Annotated in this window: 19 protein-coding genes; 13 read left to right on the forward strand and 6 right to left on the reverse strand. The window is 63.2% G+C overall.

Annotation, left to right across the window (positions count from 1 at the left end; all coding sequences use genetic code 11):
• Nucleotides 1-107 precede the first annotated feature (107 nt).
• A complete protein-coding gene (gene thrS / locus HFO71_RS06510) occupies nucleotides 108-2,093 on the forward strand; it encodes a threonine--tRNA ligase (RefSeq protein WP_131642176.1) in 1,986 nt (661 codons plus the stop codon).
• Nucleotides 2,094-2,327: 234 nt separating this feature from the next.
• Here the strand turns inward: thrS and HFO71_RS06515 are convergent, their stop codons facing one another.
• Nucleotides 2,328-3,425 (reverse strand): hypothetical protein, encoded by a 1,098-nt coding sequence (locus tag HFO71_RS06515; RefSeq protein ID WP_077978213.1) that lies wholly within the window; start codon nucleotides 3,423-3,425, stop codon nucleotides 2,328-2,330.
• Between the two features lie 113 nt (nucleotides 3,426-3,538).
• On the opposite strand from HFO71_RS06515, the gene HFO71_RS06520 reads away from it, so the two are divergent.
• The 3 genes from HFO71_RS06520 to HFO71_RS06530 all read left to right on the forward strand — a co-directional run bounded on the left by HFO71_RS06520 (nucleotide 3,539) and on the right by HFO71_RS06530 (nucleotide 5,985).
• Nucleotides 3,539-4,123 carry a nitroreductase family protein gene (locus HFO71_RS06520; protein ID WP_077978212.1) on the forward strand — a complete coding sequence of 195 codons (585 nt, stop codon included), beginning with the start codon at nucleotides 3,539-3,541 and terminating at the stop codon, nucleotides 4,121-4,123.
• A complete protein-coding gene (locus HFO71_RS06525; RefSeq protein WP_062944302.1) occupies nucleotides 4,123-4,734 on the forward strand; it encodes a flavin reductase family protein in 612 nt (203 codons plus the stop codon). Before HFO71_RS06520 ends, HFO71_RS06525 begins: the two co-directional genes overlap by 1 nt.
• 108 nt (nucleotides 4,735-4,842) lie before the next feature.
• On the forward strand, nucleotides 4,843-5,985 hold the full coding sequence (locus tag HFO71_RS06530) for a DUF2336 domain-containing protein (protein ID WP_077978211.1): 1,143 nt from the start codon (nucleotides 4,843-4,845) through the stop codon (nucleotides 5,983-5,985).
• Nucleotides 5,986-6,084: 99 nt separating this feature from the next.
• On the opposite strand, the gene HFO71_RS06535 is transcribed toward HFO71_RS06530, so the two are convergent.
• The gene (locus tag HFO71_RS06535) at nucleotides 6,085-6,507 is read right to left on the reverse strand and encodes a hypothetical protein (RefSeq protein WP_077978210.1); all 423 of its coding nucleotides are present in this window, start codon (nucleotides 6,505-6,507) and stop codon (nucleotides 6,085-6,087) included.
• A gap of 128 nt (nucleotides 6,508-6,635) precedes the next feature.
• Here HFO71_RS06535 and HFO71_RS06540 point away from each other — a divergent pair, with 128 nt between their 5' ends.
• On the forward strand, nucleotides 6,636-7,094 hold the full coding sequence (locus tag HFO71_RS06540; protein ID WP_077978209.1) for a GNAT family N-acetyltransferase: 459 nt from the start codon (nucleotides 6,636-6,638) through the stop codon (nucleotides 7,092-7,094).
• Nucleotides 7,095-7,114: 20 nt separating this feature from the next.
• On the opposite strand, the gene HFO71_RS06545 is transcribed toward HFO71_RS06540, so the two are convergent.
• From HFO71_RS06545 to parE, 3 genes are all read right to left on the reverse strand, one after another.
• A complete protein-coding gene (locus HFO71_RS06545) occupies nucleotides 7,115-8,332 on the reverse strand; it encodes an AI-2E family transporter (RefSeq protein ID WP_077978208.1) in 1,218 nt (405 codons plus the stop codon).
• A gap of 116 nt (nucleotides 8,333-8,448) precedes the next feature.
• A complete protein-coding gene (locus tag HFO71_RS06550; RefSeq protein ID WP_077978207.1) occupies nucleotides 8,449-9,603 on the reverse strand; it encodes an esterase-like activity of phytase family protein in 1,155 nt (384 codons plus the stop codon).
• Between the two features lie 203 nt (nucleotides 9,604-9,806).
• Nucleotides 9,807-11,909 carry a DNA topoisomerase IV subunit B gene (gene parE / locus HFO71_RS06555; protein WP_077978206.1) on the reverse strand — a complete coding sequence of 701 codons (2,103 nt, stop codon included), beginning with the start codon at nucleotides 11,907-11,909 and terminating at the stop codon, nucleotides 9,807-9,809.
• A gap of 210 nt (nucleotides 11,910-12,119) precedes the next feature.
• On the opposite strand from parE, the gene HFO71_RS06560 reads away from it, so the two are divergent.
• The 5 genes from HFO71_RS06560 to HFO71_RS06580 all read left to right on the forward strand — a co-directional run bounded on the left by HFO71_RS06560 (nucleotide 12,120) and on the right by HFO71_RS06580 (nucleotide 16,870).
• Entirely contained in the window at nucleotides 12,120-13,019 is a 900-nt protein-coding gene (locus HFO71_RS06560) for a phospholipase (RefSeq protein ID WP_077978205.1), read from the forward strand.
• A gap of 126 nt (nucleotides 13,020-13,145) precedes the next feature.
• Nucleotides 13,146-13,916 (forward strand): triose-phosphate isomerase, encoded by a 771-nt coding sequence (gene tpiA / locus HFO71_RS06565; RefSeq protein ID WP_025394640.1) that lies wholly within the window; start codon nucleotides 13,146-13,148, stop codon nucleotides 13,914-13,916.
• Between the two features lie 131 nt (nucleotides 13,917-14,047).
• Entirely contained in the window at nucleotides 14,048-14,554 is a 507-nt protein-coding gene (secG, locus tag HFO71_RS06570) for a preprotein translocase subunit SecG (protein WP_025394639.1), read from the forward strand.
• 143 nt (nucleotides 14,555-14,697) lie between these two features.
• Nucleotides 14,698-16,326, forward strand: a complete 1,629-nt coding sequence (locus HFO71_RS06575; protein WP_012757532.1) for a CTP synthase — start codon at nucleotides 14,698-14,700, stop codon at nucleotides 16,324-16,326.
• A gap of 73 nt (nucleotides 16,327-16,399) precedes the next feature.
• Complete coding sequence (locus HFO71_RS06580) at nucleotides 16,400-16,870, forward strand: SRPBCC family protein (protein WP_077978204.1); 471 nt, start codon at nucleotides 16,400-16,402, stop codon at nucleotides 16,868-16,870.
• A gap of 38 nt (nucleotides 16,871-16,908) precedes the next feature.
• Here the strand turns inward: HFO71_RS06580 and HFO71_RS06585 are convergent, their stop codons facing one another.
• Nucleotides 16,909-17,997: a citrate synthase/methylcitrate synthase gene (locus HFO71_RS06585; protein WP_077978203.1), complete on the reverse strand. Its 1,089-nt coding sequence runs from the start codon at nucleotides 17,995-17,997 to the stop codon at nucleotides 16,909-16,911.
• Between the two features lie 83 nt (nucleotides 17,998-18,080).
• Between HFO71_RS06585 and HFO71_RS06590 the strand changes: the two genes are divergently transcribed.
• From HFO71_RS06590 to HFO71_RS06600, 3 genes are all read left to right on the forward strand, one after another.
• On the forward strand, nucleotides 18,081-19,226 hold the full coding sequence (locus HFO71_RS06590) for a citrate synthase (RefSeq protein WP_077978202.1): 1,146 nt from the start codon (nucleotides 18,081-18,083) through the stop codon (nucleotides 19,224-19,226).
• Between the two features lie 154 nt (nucleotides 19,227-19,380).
• Entirely contained in the window at nucleotides 19,381-19,899 is a 519-nt protein-coding gene (locus HFO71_RS06595) for a FecR domain-containing protein (protein ID WP_077978201.1), read from the forward strand.
• 5 nt (nucleotides 19,900-19,904) lie between these two features.
• Complete coding sequence (locus tag HFO71_RS06600) at nucleotides 19,905-21,761, forward strand: CHASE2 domain-containing protein (protein WP_131661467.1); 1,857 nt, start codon at nucleotides 19,905-19,907, stop codon at nucleotides 21,759-21,761.
• The last annotated feature ends 19 nt before the right edge of the window (nucleotides 21,762-21,780 follow it).

A 21,780-nucleotide genomic window follows, 5' to 3' on the forward strand; every position in this document is an offset into this window, starting at 1 on the left:
CTCAGACAGGAAATCTGGCTATCAGGCGGCAGCGCATTCAGCTCCGCGGAGGCGCTTTCATGTCAACCACCCGCATTCGTTGGCGGGACTGGACAAGGAGAATTTCGATGTCCCAAGCTATTTCCCTGACATTTCCCGATGGTTCCGTGCGCGGCTATGATGCCGGCGCAACCGGCCGGGATGTCGCCGAATCCATTTCCAAGTCACTCGCCAAGAAGGCGGTCGCCGTTGCAATCGACGGCGCCGTGCGCGACCTTTCCGATCCCGTGACGACCGGCAGGATCGAGATCATCACCCGCAATGACGACCGCGCGCTGGAACTCATCCGCCACGACGCGGCGCATGTCATGGCTGAAGCAGTGCAGGAGCTCTGGCCCGGCACCCAGGTGACGATCGGCCCGGTCATCGAAAACGGCTTCTATTACGACTTCGCCAAGAACGAGCCCTTTACACTCGACGATCTGCCGAAGATCGAAAAAAAGATGAAGGAGATCATCGCCCGCAACGCCGCCTTCACCAAGCAGGTCTGGTCGCGCGAGAAGGCGAAACAGGTCTTCGCCGACAAGGGCGAGCAGTACAAGGTCGAACTCGTCGACGCGATTCCGGAAGGGCAGGATCTCAAGATCTATTACCAGGGCGACTGGTTCGATCTCTGCCGTGGCCCGCACATGGCCTCGACCGGTCAGATCGGCAGCGCCTTCAAGCTCTTGAAGGTGGCCGGCGCCTATTGGCGCGGCGACAGCAACAACCCGATGCTGAGCCGTATCTACGGCACGGCCTTCGCCGAGCAGTCGGAACTCGACAACTACCTGCATATGCTTGCCGAAGCCGAAAAGCGCGATCACCGCCGCCTCGGCCGCGAGATGGATCTCTTCCATTTCCAGGAAGAGGGTCCCGGCGTCGTCTTCTGGCACGGCAAGGGCTGGCGCGTATTCCAGACGCTGGTCGCCTATATGCGCCGCCGGCTTGCTGGCGACTATCAGGAGGTCAATGCGCCGCAGGTGCTCGACAAGTCGCTGTGGGAAACCTCCGGTCACTGGGGCTGGTACCGCGACAACATGTTCAAGGTAACCGTTGCCGGCGACGACACCGATGACGACCGCGTCTTCGCGCTGAAGCCGATGAACTGCCCGGGCCATATCCAGATCTTCAAGCACGGGCTGAAATCCTATCGCGAGCTGCCGATTCGGCTCGCCGAATTCGGCAATGTCCACCGCTACGAGCCGTCAGGCGCGCTGCATGGGCTGATGCGCGTGCGCGGCTTCACGCAGGACGATGCGCACATCTTCTGCACCGACGAGCAGATGGCCGCCGAGTGCCTGAAGATCAACGACCTGATCCTTTCGGTCTATCAGGATTTCGGCTTCGATGAAGTGACGATCAAGCTCTCCACCCGGCCGGAAAAGCGCGTCGGTTCGGACGAGCTCTGGGACCGCGCCGAAAGCGTGATGATGGGCGTGCTGGAGACGATCCAGCAGCAGTCCAACAATATCAAGACCGGCATCGTGCCGGGCGAGGGCGCCTTCTACGGTCCGAAGTTCGAATATACGCTCAAGGATGCGATCGGCCGCGAATGGCAGTGCGGGACGACGCAGGTCGACTTCAACCTGCCGGAGCGGTTCGGCGCCTTCTACATCGACAGCAACTCGGAAAAGACGCAGCCGGTGATGATCCATCGCGCCATCTGCGGCTCGATGGAGCGTTTCCTCGGCATCCTGATCGAGAACTTCGCCGGCCACATGCCGCTCTGGGTATCGCCGCTGCAGGTGGTGGTCGCAACGATCACCTCGGAAGCCGACGGCTACGGGCTTGAAGTGGCCGAGGCGCTGCGCGAGGCCGGTCTCAACGTCGAGACCGACTTCCGCAACGAGAAGATCAACTACAAGATCCGCGAGCATTCGGTCACCAAGGTTCCTGTCATCATCGTCTGCGGCAGGAAGGAGGCGGAGGAGCGCACGGTCAATATCCGCCGCCTCGGCAGCCAGGACCAGGTTTCGATGGGGCTCGACGCCGCCGTCGAGAGCCTTGCCCTCGAAGCGACACCGCCTGACATTCGTCGCAAGGCCGAAGCAAAAAAAGCCAAGGCGGCCTGAAAGCGGCCGGGAACCGACAGCGCTGGGCTTCGGCGCTGTCGGAAGCTGATCTATCACCATAATATTATCGGAACGAGTCATCCCGAGACCGGGGTACGATTCAGAAAAATACTCTATGGCAATGATGGAATCCGCGCCTGAGCACCGCAGAGCTGCACGGTCGGGGCTTCTGGCCGCGATCCGTCTTCTCAGTGGCGCCGACGTCGGCTCGAGCCGAAACCGCTCACGGAAAAATCAATCGAGGCTGGTGTCGTCGCCGCCCTGCGGCACGAGCTGTTCGTAGGAGGGCAGCGGCTCCACCGGAGCCGGCTGGACGCCTGGCGGCGGTGGCGTGCCGACCGGTACCTGCTGCACCGTGCGGGCCGCGCTGACCGGCGGCTGCGGCTGCTGGTCCTTCATCAGAACCTCGACATCGGTGTTCCTGCCGGCGACGACGGTGAAATCGCGCTGGTAGATCTTGTCCTTGTTGCGGGCGACGGCGGAATATCCGCCTTCGGCGAGAACCATGGTCGGGAAGGCGCTGACACTTTCGCCGACACTGTCGCCGGCTGCCGTCAGGATCGACCATGCGGTATCGGCAATCGCCTCGCCGCCGGCATCGGAGACCAGCTTGAAAGTTATCTGCGCGGCACGATGCTGGATCGTCGCCTCGGTCAGCTTGCCGGCCTCGACCTGGATGTCGGCGCGGATCACGGCGTTGACGTTGCCATATTCGGAAACGATGTGATAGGTGCCAGCATTGAGACGGATGACGGTATTCGGCGAGACATCGGCCATGACAAGGCCGCGCTCGCCGTCGTCGCGCACGTCCGAGGAATATATCGAAAAGCTCAACTGGTCGGGGCGGATGCGGGCGTCGGTGCCGGAGATGGCATTGAGCAGCAGGCCGCCCGCATCGAGCACCATCACCTGTTTTTCGACCTCGCCTTCGGCGGGCACGGTCAGTTTCTTGGTGACGCCGGCGCGGCCGAAAGAGACGTTGACGAAATAATCGCCGGCAGCGAGCTGGAAGGCGGCGGGGCCGCCCTTGGCGCTGGCGATCAGCGGCAGCTTGCCGTCGGATCCGGCGATTGGGCTGAAGACATACCAGGAGAGGCCTTCCTCAATCGGCGTGCCGTCCGCCGTCAGCTTGGCTTCCATAGGGACGTCACGCAGCTTGACCCCTTCGGGCACCGTGCCGGGCGCGATGAAGGCATCGAGCTTCGGCATCTTCGGCGTCGATTCAAGCTGTTTGAATTCCTTGAAAGCATCCTGAGCGCCGGCGCCGAGGGGCATCAATACCATCAGGGCAATGGCAAGGCCGATGCGTGCAAAAGGCAAAATGCCAAACATCTGTTTCGTGAACCGATTGACTTCTGAAATCGCAAAGGTCACTTCAAGACCAACGCGATGGCAAATTCAAGACCCACCCTTTGCAGCAGCATAAAAATGAGAGCTTCTCCCGTATGAAATCCGATATCAAGCTGATCGACTACCTCGCCGTGCGCCGTTCCATCCCCGCTTTTCAGATGTGCGAACCAGGCCCCGAGAAGGCCGAGATCGAGGAGATCCTGCGTCTTGCCTCGCGTGTTCCCGATCACGGCAAGATCGCGCCCTGGCGCTTCATCGTCTATCGCGGAGAGCAGCGCGTGCGTCTCGGCGAGGAACTTCTGACGCTGGCACTTCAGACAAAGCCCGATCTCTCCGATGAGATGATCCAGGTCGAGCGCAGCCGTTTCACCCGTGCGCCCGTGGTCGTCGCCGTCGTCAGCAAGGCGGGGCCGCATATCAAGATCCCGGAATGGGAGCAGATGATGTCGGCAGGCGCGCTTTGCTTCAACGTCATCCTCGCCGCCAATGCCAACGGTTATGTCGCCAACTGGCTGACGGAGTGGTTCGCCTATGACGAGCGCGCCTATCCGCTGCTCGGCGTCGGGCCTGATGAAAAAGTAGCGGGCTTCATCCATATCGGCTCGACGACATTTCCGGCGATCGAGCGGCCGCGGCCGGAGCTTGCCGATACCGTGACCTGGGTCGGCGGAGACGACTGATGTTCTACACCACCGACAGCAACCGGCACGGGCTCGCGCATGACCCGTTCAAGGCGATCGTGTCGCCGCGCCCGATCGGCTGGATCGGCAGCAAGGGCAGGGATGGTTCGATCAATCTGGCGCCCTATTCCTTCTTCAATGCCGTTGCCGACCGGCCGAAGCTGGTGATGTTTTCTTCGGCCGGGCGCAAGCACAGCCAGCGCAACGCGGCCGAGACCGGCGTCTTCACCTGCAATTTCGTCAGCCGCGATCTCGCCGAGAAGATGAACCTCTCCTCGGCGGCGCTGCCTTATGGCGACAGCGAATTCGACTTCGCCGGCCTGACGGCGAAGCCGGCCGAACTGATCGACGCGCCCTATGTCGGCGAGGCCTTCGCGGTGCTCGAATGCAGGGTGACCGAGATCATCGAACCGAAGACGCTGTCGGGCGAACCATCCGAAAACGTCCTCGTCTTCGGCGAAGTGGTCGGCATCCGCATCGATGAGGCGATCGTCAGGGACGGCCGCCTCGACATGTCGATCGCCCGACCTTTGGCCCGCATGGGCTACATGGATTACAGCGAAGGCAGCGATGTTTTCGAGATGATCCGGCCGCAGACGCAGCAAGGCTGAGCCGAACCGGCAAGGCATCCAAAGGCTTAAGAAACATGGTGAACCAATCTTAAACCTTTTGCCGCTACGGTCGCAGCATTGAATGGAGCGCGAGGGAATCGCGTTCAAATGCTGGGGCGTCGCGTGATCGTAGAAGCTTTCCTTCGTTGGATCGAAACGGCCAAGACCGGTGACCGGGCGCGGGCAGCAAACGCCCTCGGGCGCGCCTATCTGCAGTCCGAAATGTCCACGGATGAGCGGGCGGCGGCCGAAATGGCGATGACCTTTCTACTCGACGATCCGTCGCCGCGCGTGCGGCTTGCGCTTGCCGAGGCGATCGCCTGGTCGCCCGATGCGCCGCGCAACCTTGTCCTTTCGCTTGCCGAAGACCAGCCCGAGGTCGCCTGCCACGCGGTGACCTGCTCGCCACTTTTGAGCGATGCCGATCTCGTCGACCTTGCCGCGCGCGGCAACGGCGCCACCCGCATGCTGATCGCCGCCAGAGCGCATGTGACACGCCCGGTCTCCGCCGCCCTTGCGGAGGTCGGCGACGAGGAAGAACTGCTCTGCCTGCTGGAGAATGACGGCGCGGTGATTTCCAGCCTATCGTTGAAACGCATCGCCGAACGGCTCGGCGACTGCTGCGATATTCGCAACCTGCTTCTCGACCGCAGCGATCTTCCCGCCGATGCCCGCCAATTGCTGACCCAGCATGTCAGCAATGCGCTGGTCGGCCTGCCGCTGGCGCAGGCGGCGATCGGTCTGCAGCGGCTTCAGCGCATCAGCCGCGAGGCGACCGAGGCTGCCATCGTTTCGATCGCCGGCGACATCGCCCCGCGCGAAATACCCGATCTCGTTCAGCATCTGCGCCTCAACGGCCGGCTGACGCCGTCCTTCCTGATGCATGCGCTTTGTGCCGGCAAGGTGGACTTCTTCGCCGGCGCGATCGTCGATCTGACCGCGTGCAGCGAGCGCCGCGTGCGTTCGATCCTGGCAACCGGGCGCATGCATGCCGTGCGCGCGCTCTATGAGTCCGCCGGCCTGCCGAGGGATATCAGCGTGATCTTCGTCGAGGCGACGATGCTGTGGCGCGATGCCGCCAGAAAAGCGCCGGGCAGCGTGCTCGGCAATGTCTGCGGCCGTCTTCTCGAAAAATTCCGCCATCACGACGCGCATGGTGCGATCGGCGAGTTGCTCGACATGGTGGAAAAGCTGCACGTTAACGAGCAGCGACAATCGGCCCGCGTCTATGCGGCACTTGCGGCGGCCTAGCGCATCGGCCCGAAAATCGGAATCGATTTTCGGAAAGCACGATGCGAGGATTGAAAGTGTTAGAGCGTCCTTTGTGCGTCCGAAAGCACGCACGGCGCCCTAATCGGCCAGCCGAGTCACCACCCATGAATAGCTGGCGGAGACGAAGTGCACGGGCTTGGTCAGTGTGTCCTTAACGCTTCTGCCCGAGGGCAGGTGGGCGCGGACCTGCCCGGCGATGCCTTCAGCAAAACCGGCGATCCTTCCTGTGGGTTCGTCGGGCGCGGCCACAACGACCTCGGGCGCAGCGGCAGGCACTGGCGCCGCTTTCGGTGGCTCGGCGGCTGCGATCGTTTTCGGCGCCTCGCACACCGCGATCACCGAGGGATAGTTGACGTTCACATAAGTCTTCAGCCTTCGTTCGGCTTCGGCATCGCAGGCGGCAACAGTTCCCCAGCGTTTATCGACGGTCGCGACATAATTGCACTGGCTGATGGAATCGTCGCAGCCGAGAATGGTCATCGCGATCAGCACCGCTTGCATATTCTGCTTCCTTGATTATTGAGCACTTCATCGTCTTAGAGGGCGCAATTCCAACCGAATGAAGGCAAGGGCATTAAGTCTTCGTCATATCGGGGAAAATTGTGCCCCGCGCCAGCAGAGGGAGCAGCATGTCCATCACCATTGCCCTGGAGCCGCCGCGTCAGGAGGGCGTCATCCGGCTTCTCGATCTTTCCGATGCCTATGCGCAATCGCTCTATCCTGCGGAGAGTAACCATCTGGTCGACCTTTCCATGCTGGAGAAACCTTCGGTGAGCTTCCTGGTCGCGCGCAATGGCGATGCGATCGTGGGCTGCTGCGCGCTGGTAGAGGCCGGGGACGGCACGGCGGAGATCAAGCGCATGTTCGTCGATCCCGAGGCGAGGGGCCTGAGGATCGCCAGCAGTCTGATGAATGCGCTCGAAGCGATCGCCGGAGAAAAGGGTCTGACGGCGATCCGGCTCGAAACCGGCATCTACCAGCCCGAGGCGATCGCTCTCTACCGCAAATATGGATATCGGGACGTCGAGCCTTTCGGCAGCTATCTGGCGGACCCGCTCAGCCTGTTCATGGAAAAGCGGCTGGGGTAGCCGGTCTCTTCAGGGCATGTTCAGCCTTCGGCGACGCGCGGCATGGTTTTCGGCGAGCCGGGGACCGGCGGCGGGGCCTGTTCGTCGATGATGATCTGCGGTCCGGTTTCGCTCTTGTCGGCGTTGCGGGCCTCGTGGATCCATTCGCGCCAAATGGCAACGATCAGCGCCATCAGCACCGGGCCGATGAAGAGGCCGAGGAAACCCATCGTCTTGACGCCGCCGACGAGGCCGAAGAAGGTCGGCAGGAAGGGCAGCTTGATCGGACCGCCAACGAGTTTCGGCCGCAGCGTCTTGTCGACGATGAAGAGTTCGACAGTCCCCCAGACGAAGAGACTGATGCCGGCGACATGCGAGCCGCTCGCCAGCAGATAGACGGAGACCAGCGTGAAGGAGAGCGGCGCACCGCCAGGTATCAGCGCCATCACGCCGGTCAGCACACCGAGCGTCACCGGCGACGGCACGCCGGCAATCCAGTAGGCAAGGCCGAGCACGATGCCTTCGCCGATCGCGATCAGCGTCATGCCCATGACGGTGGAGCTGATCGTCGCCGGCACGACGCGGGAAATGCGCTCCCAGCGGTTGGGCAGGATGCGCTCGCCCAGCATGTCGATCTGCTTGGAGAAGGAGAAACCGTCGCGATAGACGAAGAACAGCGCGATCAGCATGAAGAGCAGCGTCAGCAGCAGGTGGAAGGCGCCGCCGCCTGCCGCCAGCACGGCGCGGTATATGTTGCCGATATTGGCGCCGCTGACCGCCTGGATAACGTCGCCGAGTGCGCCGGGACTGCCGATATATTTTGTCCAGACTTCATCGAGATAGGCGCCGGCCCAAGGCAGCGCGACGATCCAGTCGGGTGTCGGGGCGCCGGCGCGGTTGGCGTGGATTGCCCAAGCGACCCAGGTGCGCACTTCGCCCGTCGTATAGGTGACCGCAAGCCCGATCGGGATGACCAGGAAGGTGATGATCAGGATGATGGCGATGGTCGCGGCGATCGTCGTATTGCCGCCGACGCGGGCAAGAAGCTTGCGGTAGAGCGGCCAGCTGGCAAAGCCGATGACGAGGGCTGCGAGCACCGGCACGAGGAAGCCGTAGAAGAAATAGACGCCGGCAGCGACGACCAGGACCAGCAGCCAGCGCGCCGCCGAAATGGAGGGAATCAGCGGCGTACGCGTCTGTGCCGACGATCCGAGCCATCGCGGTTCATGATTGCTTTTCTGACGGTCGAACACACCCACGCGCGCCTCTTCTTTTTCTTGTACTCTGGTTATGGGCCATGATCCCGACGGTTTCAAGGTCGGCACCGTGAAAGCGTATACAAAGCGTGCCTATTCGACCCTCAGATCCGGACGTCTTACTGCTGTGGGCGGCTGAGGATCTTGAAGGCATAGAATTGTGTCTTCTGGCTGGTCGAGAAATTATTGTCGGAGCCGAGAATGAGGACCTCGGCGCCATCCTTGGCCCTGCCGAGCGACATGGCCTCGATATTGTCGGGAACGAGGCCGATCGCTCTCAAATCGAGCACCTGGCTTTTGCGGACGGGGACGACGCGCTGGTCGTTTTGGGCGAGGGACGCGATGGTGGATACATCGGTGGCCTCAGTCAAATCCATCATCATGATCTTGATGTTGTTGCCGAAGCCCTGGGCATAGCTGCGTTCGACGGCGAGCAGGCGGTGATCGTCGAGGGCAAGAATCTCGGACATGCCGTTGTCATTGCCGCCGTCGGGCTTGGTGGCGGCCTGCGGAATCGGCGAGACGGGATAGACGTACTCAGCCTTCGGCTTTCCGGTGGCGCCGTCGTAGCGGACGATGCGCGACAGGCTGCCTGACGTCAGCGAGGATTTCGGACCATCCTGGTAGAGGGCGGCTTCGACACCGACGAAAACATCGCCGGAGGGTGCGACCGCGAGATCCTCGAAGGCGAGGTTGTCGCGGATGCCAGTCGACTTGTCCGCGGTCGGCGCGAAACCCTCCGGCAGCTTGAATTCGCGGACGAAGGAACCGTCCGGCGACGCGACGCGGACGAAGGGTGCCAGCAGCGCCTTGCCGTCGCCTTCGCTGCCCCAATAGATGCCGTCCTTGCCGAGGCGGATCGATTCCGGATCGACGGTCCGGGCAGCAAAGGGCTCGCCGTTCTTGTCCTTCAGGGTCACCTGCTTGACGATCGAAACGCCCTTGAGGCCCGACGCGTCGAGATCGACGTCGAGTTCATAGAAACGGGCAGGGCCTCTTTCCGAGCGGTCGTCGCTGATGGCGAGATAGTGGCCGGTGGCGGCATCGAAATCGAGGCCGGAAATACCGCCGAATTCGATGCCGTTTTCCATGTGGCCGGTGGGGATGACGAATTCACCGAGATAAGAGAGCGAGATGCCGGCGGCGCAATCGCCGAAGGGGCAGGCGGTCTCGAAGATGGCGCCGATATCGGTGGCTCCAATATCTGTGGTGCTGGCGGTGACTGTGCTGGACAGGAGAACGAAAGCGGCAGCCGCGAGAAAACGCTTGGTCATGACAAATATCCGGCAAGGGTTGAAAACGGTTCGACCGGCGCAAATGCTGCTCCCTTGGGAGGCACGCCGACCGCTTCATGCGCCGGTTGTTTGACGGAGTTGTTACGGTTCTTCGTCAGTTCCGTGAAATCGATCGTGAATGCTAAAATGCGGCGCGCCGAACCCGTGTCTATCCGACCGATCGGCGCGCTCGATGGTATATTCTAGATATCGAGGTTTTCGGCGAAGGCTGCGCGATCCTGGATGAAGCGGAAGCGGGCTTCCGGTTTGGTGCCCATCAGGTCGTCGACGGCGGCGCGGGTGCCTTCGAAATCCACCTCGTCGATCAGCACCTTGAGCAGGGTGCGCTTGGACGGATCCATCGTGGTTTCCTTGAGCTGGGCGGGCATCATTTCGCCGAGACCTTTGAAGCGGCTGATCTCGACCTTGGCCTTACCCTTGAACTCCGTCTGCATCAGCTCGGCGCGATGATTGTCGTCGCGGGCATAGGCGGATTTCGCCCCTTGGGTGATTTTGTAAAGCGGCGGCACGGCGAGGAAGAGGTGGCCGCCGCGCACCAGCTCCGGCATTTCCTGATAGAAGAAGGTGATGAGCAGCGAGGCGATGTGGGCGCCGTCGACGTCGGCATCGGTCATGACGATGATGCGTTCGTAGCGCAGGTCTTCGTCGCGGTATTTCGAGCGGGTGCCGCAGCCGAGAGCCTGGACGAGATCGGCGAGCTGCTGGTTGGCGCCGAGTTTCTCGCGGCCGGCGCTGGCAACGTTCAGGATCTTGCCGCGCAGCGGCAGAATTGCCTGGTTGGCGCGGTTGCGCGCCTGCTTGGCCGAACCGCCTGCCGAATCGCCCTCGACGATGAAGAGTTCGGCGCCTTCAGCGGTGTTCTGCGAGCAATCGGCGAGCTTGCCGGGCAGGCGCAATTTGCGCACCGCGCTCTTGCGGTTGACTTCCTTTTCCTTGCGGCGGCGCAGACGCTCCTCGGCGCGCTCGATCACCCAGTCGAGCAGCTTGGCCGACTCGTTCGGGTTGTCGGCAAGGTAATGGTCGAAGGGATCGCGCAGCGCGTTCTCGACGATGCGCTGCGCCTCGACGGTCGCAAGCCTGTCCTTGGTCTGGCCGACGAATTCCGGCTCGCGGATGAAGACCGACAGCATGCCGACGGCCGAGATCATCACGTCGTCGGTGGTGATCTGCGCGGCGCGCTTGTTCTGCGTCAGCTCGGCATAGGCCTTCAGGCCCTTGGTCAGCGCGATGCGAAGGCCGGCCTCATGCGTACCGCCTTCGGGCGTGGGGATGGTATTGCAATAGGAATGCACCTGCGGATCGCCGCCATACCAGGTGATCGCCCATTCCATCGAGCCGTGGCCGCTGGTCTTCTCGGTCTTGCCGGCAAAGATCTCGCGGGTGACGGTGAACTCCTTGCCCATCGTCGCCTGGAGATAGTCCTTGAGGCCGCCGGGGAAGTGGAAGACGGCCTTGTCAGGGACCTCGGAACCTTCTGGCAGCACGCCCGCCTCGCAGCTCCAGCGGATTTCGACGCCGCCGAACAGATAGGCCTTGGAGCGCGCCATGCGAAAGACGCGGGCGGCATCGAACTTCATGTGATCCCCAAAGATCTGGGGGTCCGGATGGAAGCGCACGCGGGTGCCGCGGCGATTGTGGACGTCGCCAAGCTCTTCGAGACCGCCCTGCGGCAGGCCGCGGGAGAAGCGCTGGCGGTAGAGTTTGCGGTTTCGCGCCACCTCGACCTCGAGGTCGTCGGAGAGCGCGTTGACGACCGAAACGCCGACGCCGTGCAGGCCGCCCGAGGTCTCGTAAGCCTTGCCGTCGAATTTGCCGCCGGCATGCAGCTTGGTCATGATGACTTCGAGCGTCGACTTGCCCGGCACTTGCGGATGGTTCTCGACCGGGATGCCGCGGCCGTTGTCGGAGACGGTGAGATAACCCTCGAGGTCGAGATAGACCTCGATGAAATTGGCGTGCCCGGCGACCGCCTCGTCCATCGCATTGTCGATGACTTCGGCAAACAGGTGGTGCAGCGCCTTTTCATCGGTGCCGCCGATATACATGCCCGGGCGCATGCGCACCGGCTCAAGGCCTTCGAGGACGCGGATCGACGAGGCGCCGTAATCATCGGAGTTCGAGGCGGCGGGCGCCGGGCGTGCGGAGGCTCCGGCAGCAGAGGGTGCTGCCGCTGCGGCGGGCGCAGCCGTCACCGGCGGCCGTTCGGCGGGCGCCGCAGGCTTCTTCGCCTCCTCGCGTTTTTCAGAGAGGGGCATTCCGGAAAAAAGGTCGTTGCTATCGTCCATGGAGCCGTTCAGATCTTCATCCTGTCTTAGGTCTGGCTTGGGCGGGCATCCGCCGCCGACCCAAAATCACCGCATTTCATGCCACGTTTGCGAATCAGGCAGATTTTGCCAGAAAGCACACCTATACGCGACACCGCCGGACTTGGCGGCCTTTTCCTGCGTTGCCGGGCGCAGAATGGCAAGCGGCGGCCGGCTTCAGGAACCATCCGAATGCGAATGTCCACAAGTCATTGCACCATCATCACCGCAATTGCGGCGTTTTTCTTGTCCGCGGCCATCCTGTCCGCTGTTGGTCCGGCAGAGGCGGCCAACGCTTTGCCGCCTTTCAAGGACGATCTGTTTTCCAAGCAGAGCGTGCTGCAGACAGGCGACGGCGGCGCCTTCGAGGTCATCGACTATGACGAGATGCGTGACATCAACGGCCGCGACCAGATCCCGCAAAAGCGGGTGCAGCAGAAATATGTGGCACTCGGCATCCGCAAGGCGCAAGCGGACGAGACGCTGTCTCTCGACGGCATCAAGCTCGATGTCACCAGGGTGGGACCGGCCGGAAATGCCGCTTTCACGGTGATTTTCATCCATGGGCGCGATGGCGACCGGCGGCTCGGGGCCAACGACTACAGCTTCGGCGGCAATTTCAATCGCCTCAAGAACCTCGTCGCCGGCAATGGCGGCGTTTATTATTCGCCGACGGTCAGGAACTTCGACAGCAGCGGCGTTGCGGCGATCAGCGGCCTCATCCGCTATGCCAGCGCGCAATCGCCCGGCCGGCCGGTCATCCTTTCCTGCGCCTCGATGGGCAGCCAAGTTTGCTGGGGCGTTGCGCGCGACAGCGACAGCGTCAAGCGTCTGAAGGGCATGCTTGTTATGAGCGGGGTCAGCGATCCCGATTTCACCAGAAGCGCCTTCTACAAGGCGAAGCTGCCGCTGTGGTTCGCCCATGGCAGCCGCGACCCGGTCTATGCCGCCGCTAACCAGCAGGCGCTGTTCGAAAGCCTGCACAATGCAAAGTATCCGGCGCGTTTCACGCTGTTTCAGACCGGCAATCACGGGACGCCGATCCGGATGATCGACTGGCGTAAGGTGTTGAACTGGATTCTGGCTGCTTAGCGGACGATTTTCGGCAGAAATATGCGCGAGATCGCAGAGATTCCCCTTACGTCAAGGGCATGATGCTTTTCTTTGCTGCAAGCTTTTGATATTGCCCAAGGCATAAGCAGATTGTGGAAGGCCAGCATGACACCTGATGTACGCCCGCTTGTGGCGGGAAACTGGAAAATGAATGGCATGCGTGCCTCGCTGGATCAGATCAAGACGATCGCCGAGGGTGTTCGCCCGCCGCTGGCCGACAAGGTCGAAGCGCTGATCTGCCCGCCGGCGACGCTGCTCTATGTGGCGACGGCGCTGTGCACCGACAGCCCGCTGGCGATCGGCGCTCAGGACTGCCATCAGAACCCATCCGGTGCGCATACCGGCGACATCTCGGCCGAGATGATTGCCGATTGTTTCGGCACCTATGTCATCGTCGGCCATTCCGAGCGGCGCACCGACCATGCCGAAACGGATCATTTGGTGCGCGTCAAGGCGGAGGCCGCCTTCGCCGCAGGGCTGACGGCGATCATCTGCATCGGCGAGACCGCGGATGAGCGCCGGACAGGCCAGGCGCTCGACGTCATCAAGCGCCAGCTTTCCGCCTCGGTTCCGGACGGCGCCACCGCCGAGAGCACCGTCATCGCCTACGAGCCGATCTGGGCGATCGGCACCGGCGTGACGCCGACATCAGGTGATGTCGAAAAGGCGCATGCCTTCATGCGGGCAGAGCTTGTGGCCCGCTTCGGCGACGAAGGCCGCAAGATGCGTCTTCTCTATGGCGGCTCGGTCAAGCCGGGCAATGCCCATGAGCTGATGGGCATTGCCAATGTCGACGGCGCGCTGATCGGCGGAGCGAGCTTGAAAGCGGCCGACTTCCTCGCCATCTACCGGGCCTATGAGGCGCTGCTCGCCTGAGGCATTTTTTATTCCTGGGTTTATTCCCGAGTTTATTCCTGGCTGAAGGGCTTGGAATAGATGAAAGCCTCATGTAAAGAGCCGCCAGAATTCTTAACTTTGTCCGTCTCCAGGCGGGCAGGACTGGACCCATGCAGACCGTATTGATTGTCATCCATCTCATGATCGTGCTCGCCCTTGTCGGCGTCGTGCTCATCCAGCGCTCGGAAGGCGGCGGCCTCGGCATCGGCGGCGGTTCCGGCTTCATGTCGGCCCGCGGCACGGCCAATGCGCTAACGCGCACGACCGCGATCCTTGCGACCCTGTTTTTCCTGACCTCGCTCGGCCTCGGCATCCTGACGCGTTACGAGGGCCGTCCGAGCGACATCCTCGACCGCATTCCGGCAACCGGCGGCCAGGGCAACGGTATTCTCGATTCGCTCGGCGGCGCGCAGGCTCCGGCAACCCCGCCGGCCGGCAACGGCGTTCCGAGCAGCGGCGCGGCAGCACCCGCACCGCAGGCGCCAGCAACTGGGGCGCCGGCAACTGGCACTCAGGCTCCGGCGGCCACCGCTCCGGCAACGACTGCCCCGGCAACGCCCGCAGCTCCGGCCGCGCCGGCACCGGCTCAGCCCTCCGGCGTCCCGACGGGACAGTAAGCCGGTCTTCGACATAAACCGCCGGCAGGCCCTCGGGTCTGCCGGTTTTCTTTTGTTCAGATTCCTGCGCCACGCATCGAAAGTTCTGGAAAAGAATTTTTGGGCTGGTGGAATCGTTTTTGAAAAGGTATCCGGTGAATCCCATGGCGCGATACGTATTCATCACTGGCGGCGTGGTTTCCTCTCTCGGAAAAGGAATTGCGGCCGCGGCTCTCGGAGCGTTGCTGCAGGCCCGTGGATATCGGGTTCGGCTTCGCAAGCTCGACCCCTATCTGAACGTGGATCCGGGCACGATGAGCCCGACCCAGCACGGCGAGGTCTTCGTCACCGACGACGGCGCGGAAACCGATCTCGATCTCGGTCACTACGAGCGCTTCACGGGGCGTTCGGCGACCAAGACCGACAACATCACCACCGGCCGCATCTACAAGAACATCATCGACAAGGAACGGCGCGGCGACTATCTCGGCGCGACGGTGCAGGTCATCCCGCACGTCACCAACGAGATCAAGGATTTCGTCATCGAGGGCAATGACGACTACGACTTCGTCATCTGCGAGATCGGCGGCACGGTCGGCGACATCGAAGCGATGCCGTTCATGGAGGCGATCCGCCAGCTCGGCAACGACCTGCCGCGCGGCACCGCCGTCTATGTGCACCTGACGCTGATGCCCTATATCCCGGCGGCCGGCGAGCTTAAGACCAAGCCGACGCAACATTCGGTGAAGGAACTGCAGGCACTCGGCATTCATCCCGATATCCTGCTGGTGCGGGCCGACCGCGAAATTCCGGAGGCCGAACGCCGCAAGCTCTCGTTGTTCTGCAACGTTCGCCCGTCCGCCGTCATCCAGGCGCTCGACGTCGCCAACATCTACGATGTACCGATAGCCTACCACAAGGAAGGCCTCGACGACGAGGTGCTCGCGGCCTTTGGTATCGAGCCGGCGCCGAAGCCGCGGCTCGATCCGTGGGAAGAGGTCTGCAACCGTATCCGCACGCCGGAGGGCGAGGTGACAATCGCGATCGTCGGCAAATATACCGGCCTCAAGGATGCCTATAAGTCGCTGATCGAGGCGCTGCATCACGGCGGCATCGCCAATCGCGTCAAGGTCAATCTTGAATGGATCGAGTCCGAGGTCTTCGAAAAGGAAGATCCGGCGCCCTATCTCGAAAAGGTGCACGGCATCCTCGTGCCCGGCGGCTTCGGTGAACGCGGTTCGGAAGGCAAGATCCACGCTGCCCGCTTTGCCCGCGAGCGCAAGGTGCCGTATTTCGGCATCTGCTTCGGCATGCAGATGGCGGTCATCGAGGCGGCGCGCAATCTCGCCGACGTGTCCGGTGCCTCCTCGACCGAATTCGGTCCGACGAAAGAGCCGGTGGTCGGCCTGATGACCGAATGGGTCAAGGGCAACGAGTTGCAGAAGCGCACGGCAGCCGGAGATCTCGGGGGCACGATGCGCCTCGGCGCCTACAAGGCGGCGCTGAAGAAGGGCACGAAGATCTCGGATATCTACGGTTCCACCGATATTTCCGAGCGTCACCGCCACCGCTACGAGGTCAATATCGACTACAAGGACCGGCTCGAGAACTGCGGCCTCGTCTTCTCCGGCATGTCGCCTGATGGTGTGCTGCCGGAGACGATCGAATATCCCGATCATCCCTGGTTCATCGGAGTGCAGTACCACCCGGAACTGAAAAGCCGGCCGCTCGACCCGCATCCGCTGTTTGCCAGCTTCATCGAAGCGGCGACGGAACAGAGCCGTCTCGTCTGACGACTGACAGCCCCAGATCGCGTTGTTTCAGGCGCGATCTGGATAACATCCGTGCCTGCGCTAACTTGCCGGCATGACCCCTTCACGCAGCACCACCGTCTCACGCTTCATCGCCGCACCGCGCGAGCGCATCTACCGCGCCTTCCTCGATGCAGACGCGGTCGCCACCTGGCTTCCGCCTGATACGATGAAGGGTATTGTCCATGCCTTCGAGGGCAGGGAAGGCGGTGCCTTCAGCATGTCGCTCGTCTATCCCGACGACGAGACATCGCAGCCGGGCAAGACCTCCGACAAGACAGACAGGTTTGAAGGCCGCTTTGCCAAGCTCGTGCCGGATGAACGAATCGTCTGGGCAACGGTCTTCGATTCCGAGGACGAGGGCTTTTCCGGCGAGATGACCGTCAGCACGATGTTGTCGCCTGCGGATGGAGGCACCGATGTGACGATGGTCTGTGACAATATTCCGCCCGGGATCCGCCTCGAAGACAATGAGGAAGGATGCCGCTCGACGCTCGGCAAGCTGGCCGCTTTCGTCGGCGGTTGAGGATCGGCGGCAGGACATGCTGCCGCCGAATTCAACCTTCACGCGGCCGCCGGCAACGGCCCGATATAGACCGAGCGTGGCCGGATCAGCCGGCCGTCGAGCGCCTGTTCGCGCGCATGGGCCAGCCATCCGACGGTGCGGCCGATCGCGAAGACGCCGGTAAAGGCCTCGCGGGGAAAGCCGAGCGCTTCGAGCAACAGCGCGGTATAAAATTCGACATTGACGTCGAGCGGCCGGTTCGGCTTGCGTGCCTTCAGGATCGCCAATGCAGCGACCTCCACGGCTTCCGCCAGAGCGCCGCGGGCGCCGTTCACCTGGCCGATTGATATCAGCGGCTTCAGCGCTCCCTTCAGCGCATCGGCGCGCGGATCGCGGACGCGATAGATGCGGTGGCCGAAGCCCATCAGCCTTTCGCCGCGGTCGAGCGCTTCGCCGAGCCACGAGTAAGCATTCTCCGCCGTTCCGATCGCATCCAGCATGTCGAGCACGGGACCGGGCGCGCCGCCATGCAGCGGCCCTTTCAGCGCGCTCACCGCCGCGAGTACGGAGGAGGTGAGGCCGGCCTGCGTCGAGGCGATGACGCGCGATGCGAAGGTCGAGGCATTGAGGCCATGGTCTGATATCGTCACGAGATAGGTGTCGAGTGCCGCTGTCTGCTCCCAGGTCGGCAATTTTCCGGTCAGCATGCGCAGGATATCGGCCGCCTGCGGCAGCGAGGCGTCCGGCGCGATCGGCCTTTTGCCGCGTTGCTTGCGAAGGATCGCCGGCAGGAAGACGGCGGGCGCCGCCAGAAGGCTGAGAGCGGTATCGAAATCCTCGCCGTCGGGCAGGCGGGCGATCAACGCCCGCATCGCATCAACAGGAGGCAAAGCGAGCAGGGCGGCATCGGCGGCCTTGATATGGCCGAAAATCCTCGTTCGCGCCTGCGCCAACCAGTCGCGCAATTCCGCTTCGTCGAAGCTTTTTTCCATCAGCCCATCGAGCAATAGGGCGGCGACGCCTTCATAGGTGCCGTTTGCAACCAGGTGATCCAGCGATACGCCGCGGATGATCAGTCGCCCCGCTTCGCCATCGACATCCGAAAGCTGTGTTTCGGCAGCAATGACATCTTCCAAGCCGTTTTTCATGTTGTTTCTCCTTTACGGCCCGGATGATCCGACCTAGTCTCATTGACGTCAATCTTGATGCAATTGATCAACATGAGGTTCCGATGTCGTGGCTGACTGCCGAGGAGGCGCTGCAGGCACTGAAGACCAAGCCGCAGACGCTTTACGCCAATGTCAGCCGCGGGCGCATCCGCGCCAAGGCGGATCCCGCCGACCCGCGCCGCAGCCTCTACCAGGCCGCCGACGTACAGCGGCTTGCCGAACGCCATGCCGGCCGCCGCAAGACCGAAGCTGTCGCCGCCGAGGCGATCCGCTGGGGCGATCCTGTTCTGTCCTCGGCAATTTCCACCATCATCGGCGGACGGCTTTTCTATCGCGGAAAAGATACGGCCGGTTTCGCTGAAGTCGGGACGCTGGAGCAGACGGCGGCGCTGCTCTGGAACGGTGCGGAGCCACTCTCCCCCGGCAGCGAGACCAGGCATGCCTCTCCGTCGCTTCAGGCGGCGTTCCTGGCGCTGGCAGGGCGAGTGCCATCGGATCTGCCGTCGCTCGGCCGCTCGCAGGCAGCACTTCGGCGTGAAGCAAGCCGGGTTCTCTACACGGTCGCCGATGCGCTGGCGCCTGGGCCTTCCGACCGGCCGCTGCATCTCAGGCTTGCGGCAAGCTGGCAGCGGCCGGAGGCTGCCGATTGCCTGCGCCGCGCGCTGGTGTTGCTTGCCGATCACGAACTCAACGCATCCGCCTTCGCGGCGCGGGTCACGGCATCGGCGGGTGCAGCACTTTCAGCCACCGTGCTGTCTGGTCTGGCGACGCTGACAGGGCCGCTGCACGGCGGCGCCTGGCAGGGCGTCGACGCTTTGATCGAGAACGCCTCCACTCTTGGGGCGGCACAGGCGATTCGCCGCACGCTTGCCCAGGGCAATCGCCTGTCAGCCTTCGGTCATCCGCTCTATCCCGATGGCGATATCAGGGCCATAGCGCTGCTTTCGCACTTCCCCCTTCCGCCGCAGTTTGACGAGGTTCGGCGAGTGGGCGAGGAGATGGTCGGCGAGAAGGTCAACGTCGATTTCGTGCTTGCGGCAATGGCCGCCGCTTTCGACCTCCCGAGGGAGGCGCCGATCATCCTGTTCTCGCTCGCCCGTTCAGTCGGTTGGCTTGCGCATGCGATGGAACAGATCGACAGCGGCGAATTGATCCGGCCGCGGGCGCGTTATACCGGACCGACGCCTGAAACGGATAGTAGAGCGTAAGAATTCCCCCGACGATTGCGCCGATCTGCTTTTTTTTGCCTAGGGAAATATTTGAATTCGGCTATCATGCCTTAAATCAAAGAAGACAGTTGGGAAGAAGACGGTTGGCGGGCGCTTTCGAAGAGACCTGTCTGCACGGTCAAGGGGACTTTCCATGAATACGATGCTTCGCAACCTTTTTGCCGCCGCACTCGCTGCCGGCCTTATTCCGCATGGGGCGGCCTTTGCGCAGTCTGCCGGCTGCACGGTATCGCGTGATGCCGACGCCCGCCAGGTGCTCAGTTGTCCCGGCGGCGTCACGGTGACAGCGGAAGCCGGCGCGGCATACAGCCTTGTCGACCGCAACCGTGACGGCAGTCCCGATTCGGCATCGCTGCGCCGCAAGGCCATTCTTGTCGATGTCGATAACACCCAGCACGCTGGTGGTTTCCAGGTCGTGACGCCGCAGGCGATCGCGGCCGTGCGCGGCACCCAATGGGCTGTCGATGTCGCAGGCGGCCAGACCTCGGTGCTGGTCGTCAGAGGCAGCGTCGCGGTTCGCCGGCCGGCCGGCGAGCCGGTGGTGTTGTCGCCGGGCGAGGGCGTCGACGTTACCGCCGGAACAGAACCCCTCGTCGTGCGTCGCTGGCCGGCGCCGCGCGCCGCTGCCCTTCTTGCCCGTCTCGGCCAATAAGTCCCATGAACCATCGCCTGCTGACTGTGATCGCGCTGCTGCTCGCCGGTCTTTGGGGAGTTGCGCTCGGCTATACCAATCTCCATGCCGGAAGCGGCCTTCTCGACCGGATGGAGGCCTCGCTTGCCGATATCCGAAGCGCCATCGTCGGGGCGAAGACACCGCCTCCCGTCGTCTCGATCGTCGCGATCGACGACCGTACCGCTAGGGCACACGGCTATCCGCTCGATCGGGCGACACTTGCGCGCCTCGCCAACGCGATCACCGCGTTGAAGCCGAAGGCCCTGGCGATCGACATTCTGCTGGTCGATCCAGGGCCGGAGGCGGGTGATGCGGCGCTGACATCAGCCCTTCGCCAGGGGCCAAGCGTGATAGCGGCCGCGGCCACCTTTGCGCAAAGCAGCCAGCGGGTCACCGATGCGGCCGAGGATCCGTTTGCCGCCATCCCGGAGGCAAACCAGCTGCTGTTGCCACTCCCCCGCTTTGCCGAGGCCGCCGCAGTCGGCATCGTCAATGTTGCAACCGACCAGACCGGCACGCCGCGCTTCATTCCGCTGATCTCACGTGCCGCAGACCGGCTGGATCCGGCTTTTCCGTTGCGTGCCGCGTCGGTGGCGCTCGGCGTCGATCCTACGATCGAACGCGACGCCATCATGCTCGGAAAGTTGCGTATTCCCACAGATATCGGCCAGCGTCTGCCGGTGACCTTCTATGGCCGGCACGGCAGCATCGCCACCTTCAGCGCCGCCGATGCGCTGGATGGCAAGCTTTCGGCGGATGCGGTGGCGGGCCGCATCGTCGTCATCGGTTCGACTGTCACCGGCGGCGGCGATGTCTTCCCGACGCCGTTCGATCCCGTCATGCCCGGCGTCGAGGTGATGTCGACGGCGATCACCCATCTTGTTACCGGCGACGGCATGGTGCGCGACCGCAGGATGCGGCTGATCGATGCTGCCACCGCCATCGGACTGCCGATCGTGCTCGTGTCGCTGGTCGCCTGGCGAAGGAGTGCGGCAGGCTATGTCATCATCGTGCTGACGCTGATCGTCTGGGCGATGCTCAATCTGTCGGCCTTCGCAAATGGCTACTGGCTGAGTGCGGCGCTGCCGATCGCCGCGGCGCTGCCGCCGGCGTTGGTTTATGGCGCGGCCGAACTCTGGCTCGACCGCGGCCGCGCCCGCCATTATGCCGAGCAAAGCGCGCGCCTGCAGCGCATCGAGGCGCCCGGGCTCGGCGAGTGGCTGGCGCGCGATCCGAATTTCCTCGCCGCGCCAGTGCGCCAGAATGCCGCCGTCATCTTCATCGATCTCTCGGGCTTCACCGGCCTCAGCGAAAATGTCGGGCCGGTGGCGGTGAGCGAAATGCTGAGCGGCTTCTTCGAATTGGTCGACGAGGAGGCGCGCGCCCATGGCGGCGCCATCACCAGCTTCATGGGCGACGGGGCGATGATCCTGTTCGGCCTGCCGGAGCCCGCCGATGACGACGCCGCACGCGCCGCTGCCTGTGCTGTCAGCCTGTGCGAGCGCACAAGGGCCTGGCTTCAAGCGCATGCGGGCTTCGCCCAGAAGAAGATCGGCTTCAAGGTCGGCGCCCATTGCGGCCCGATCGTCGCCTCGCGATTGGGCACCGGCGACCGGCAGCAGATCACGGCGGCGGGCGACACCATCAATGTCGGCAGCCGGCTGATGGAGGTCGCCGCCCGCCATGGCGTCGAACTGGCGCTGAGCGCCGAAATCGTCCGCGCCGCCGGTCCCGATAGCGTGCTCACGCAGTCCGGCCGGATGGAGGGACCGTTGGAAACGGCGCTGCGCGGCCGGGCAAGCCGCATCGACGCCTGGCTGTGGCGCAGCCGCACGCTTTGACAATCGCAGCGGGAGCGGC

Origin of the sequence: Rhizobium laguerreae, from assembly GCF_019778565.1 — a bacterium.
Lineage (GTDB): Bacteria > Pseudomonadota > Alphaproteobacteria > Rhizobiales > Rhizobiaceae > Rhizobium > Rhizobium laguerreae.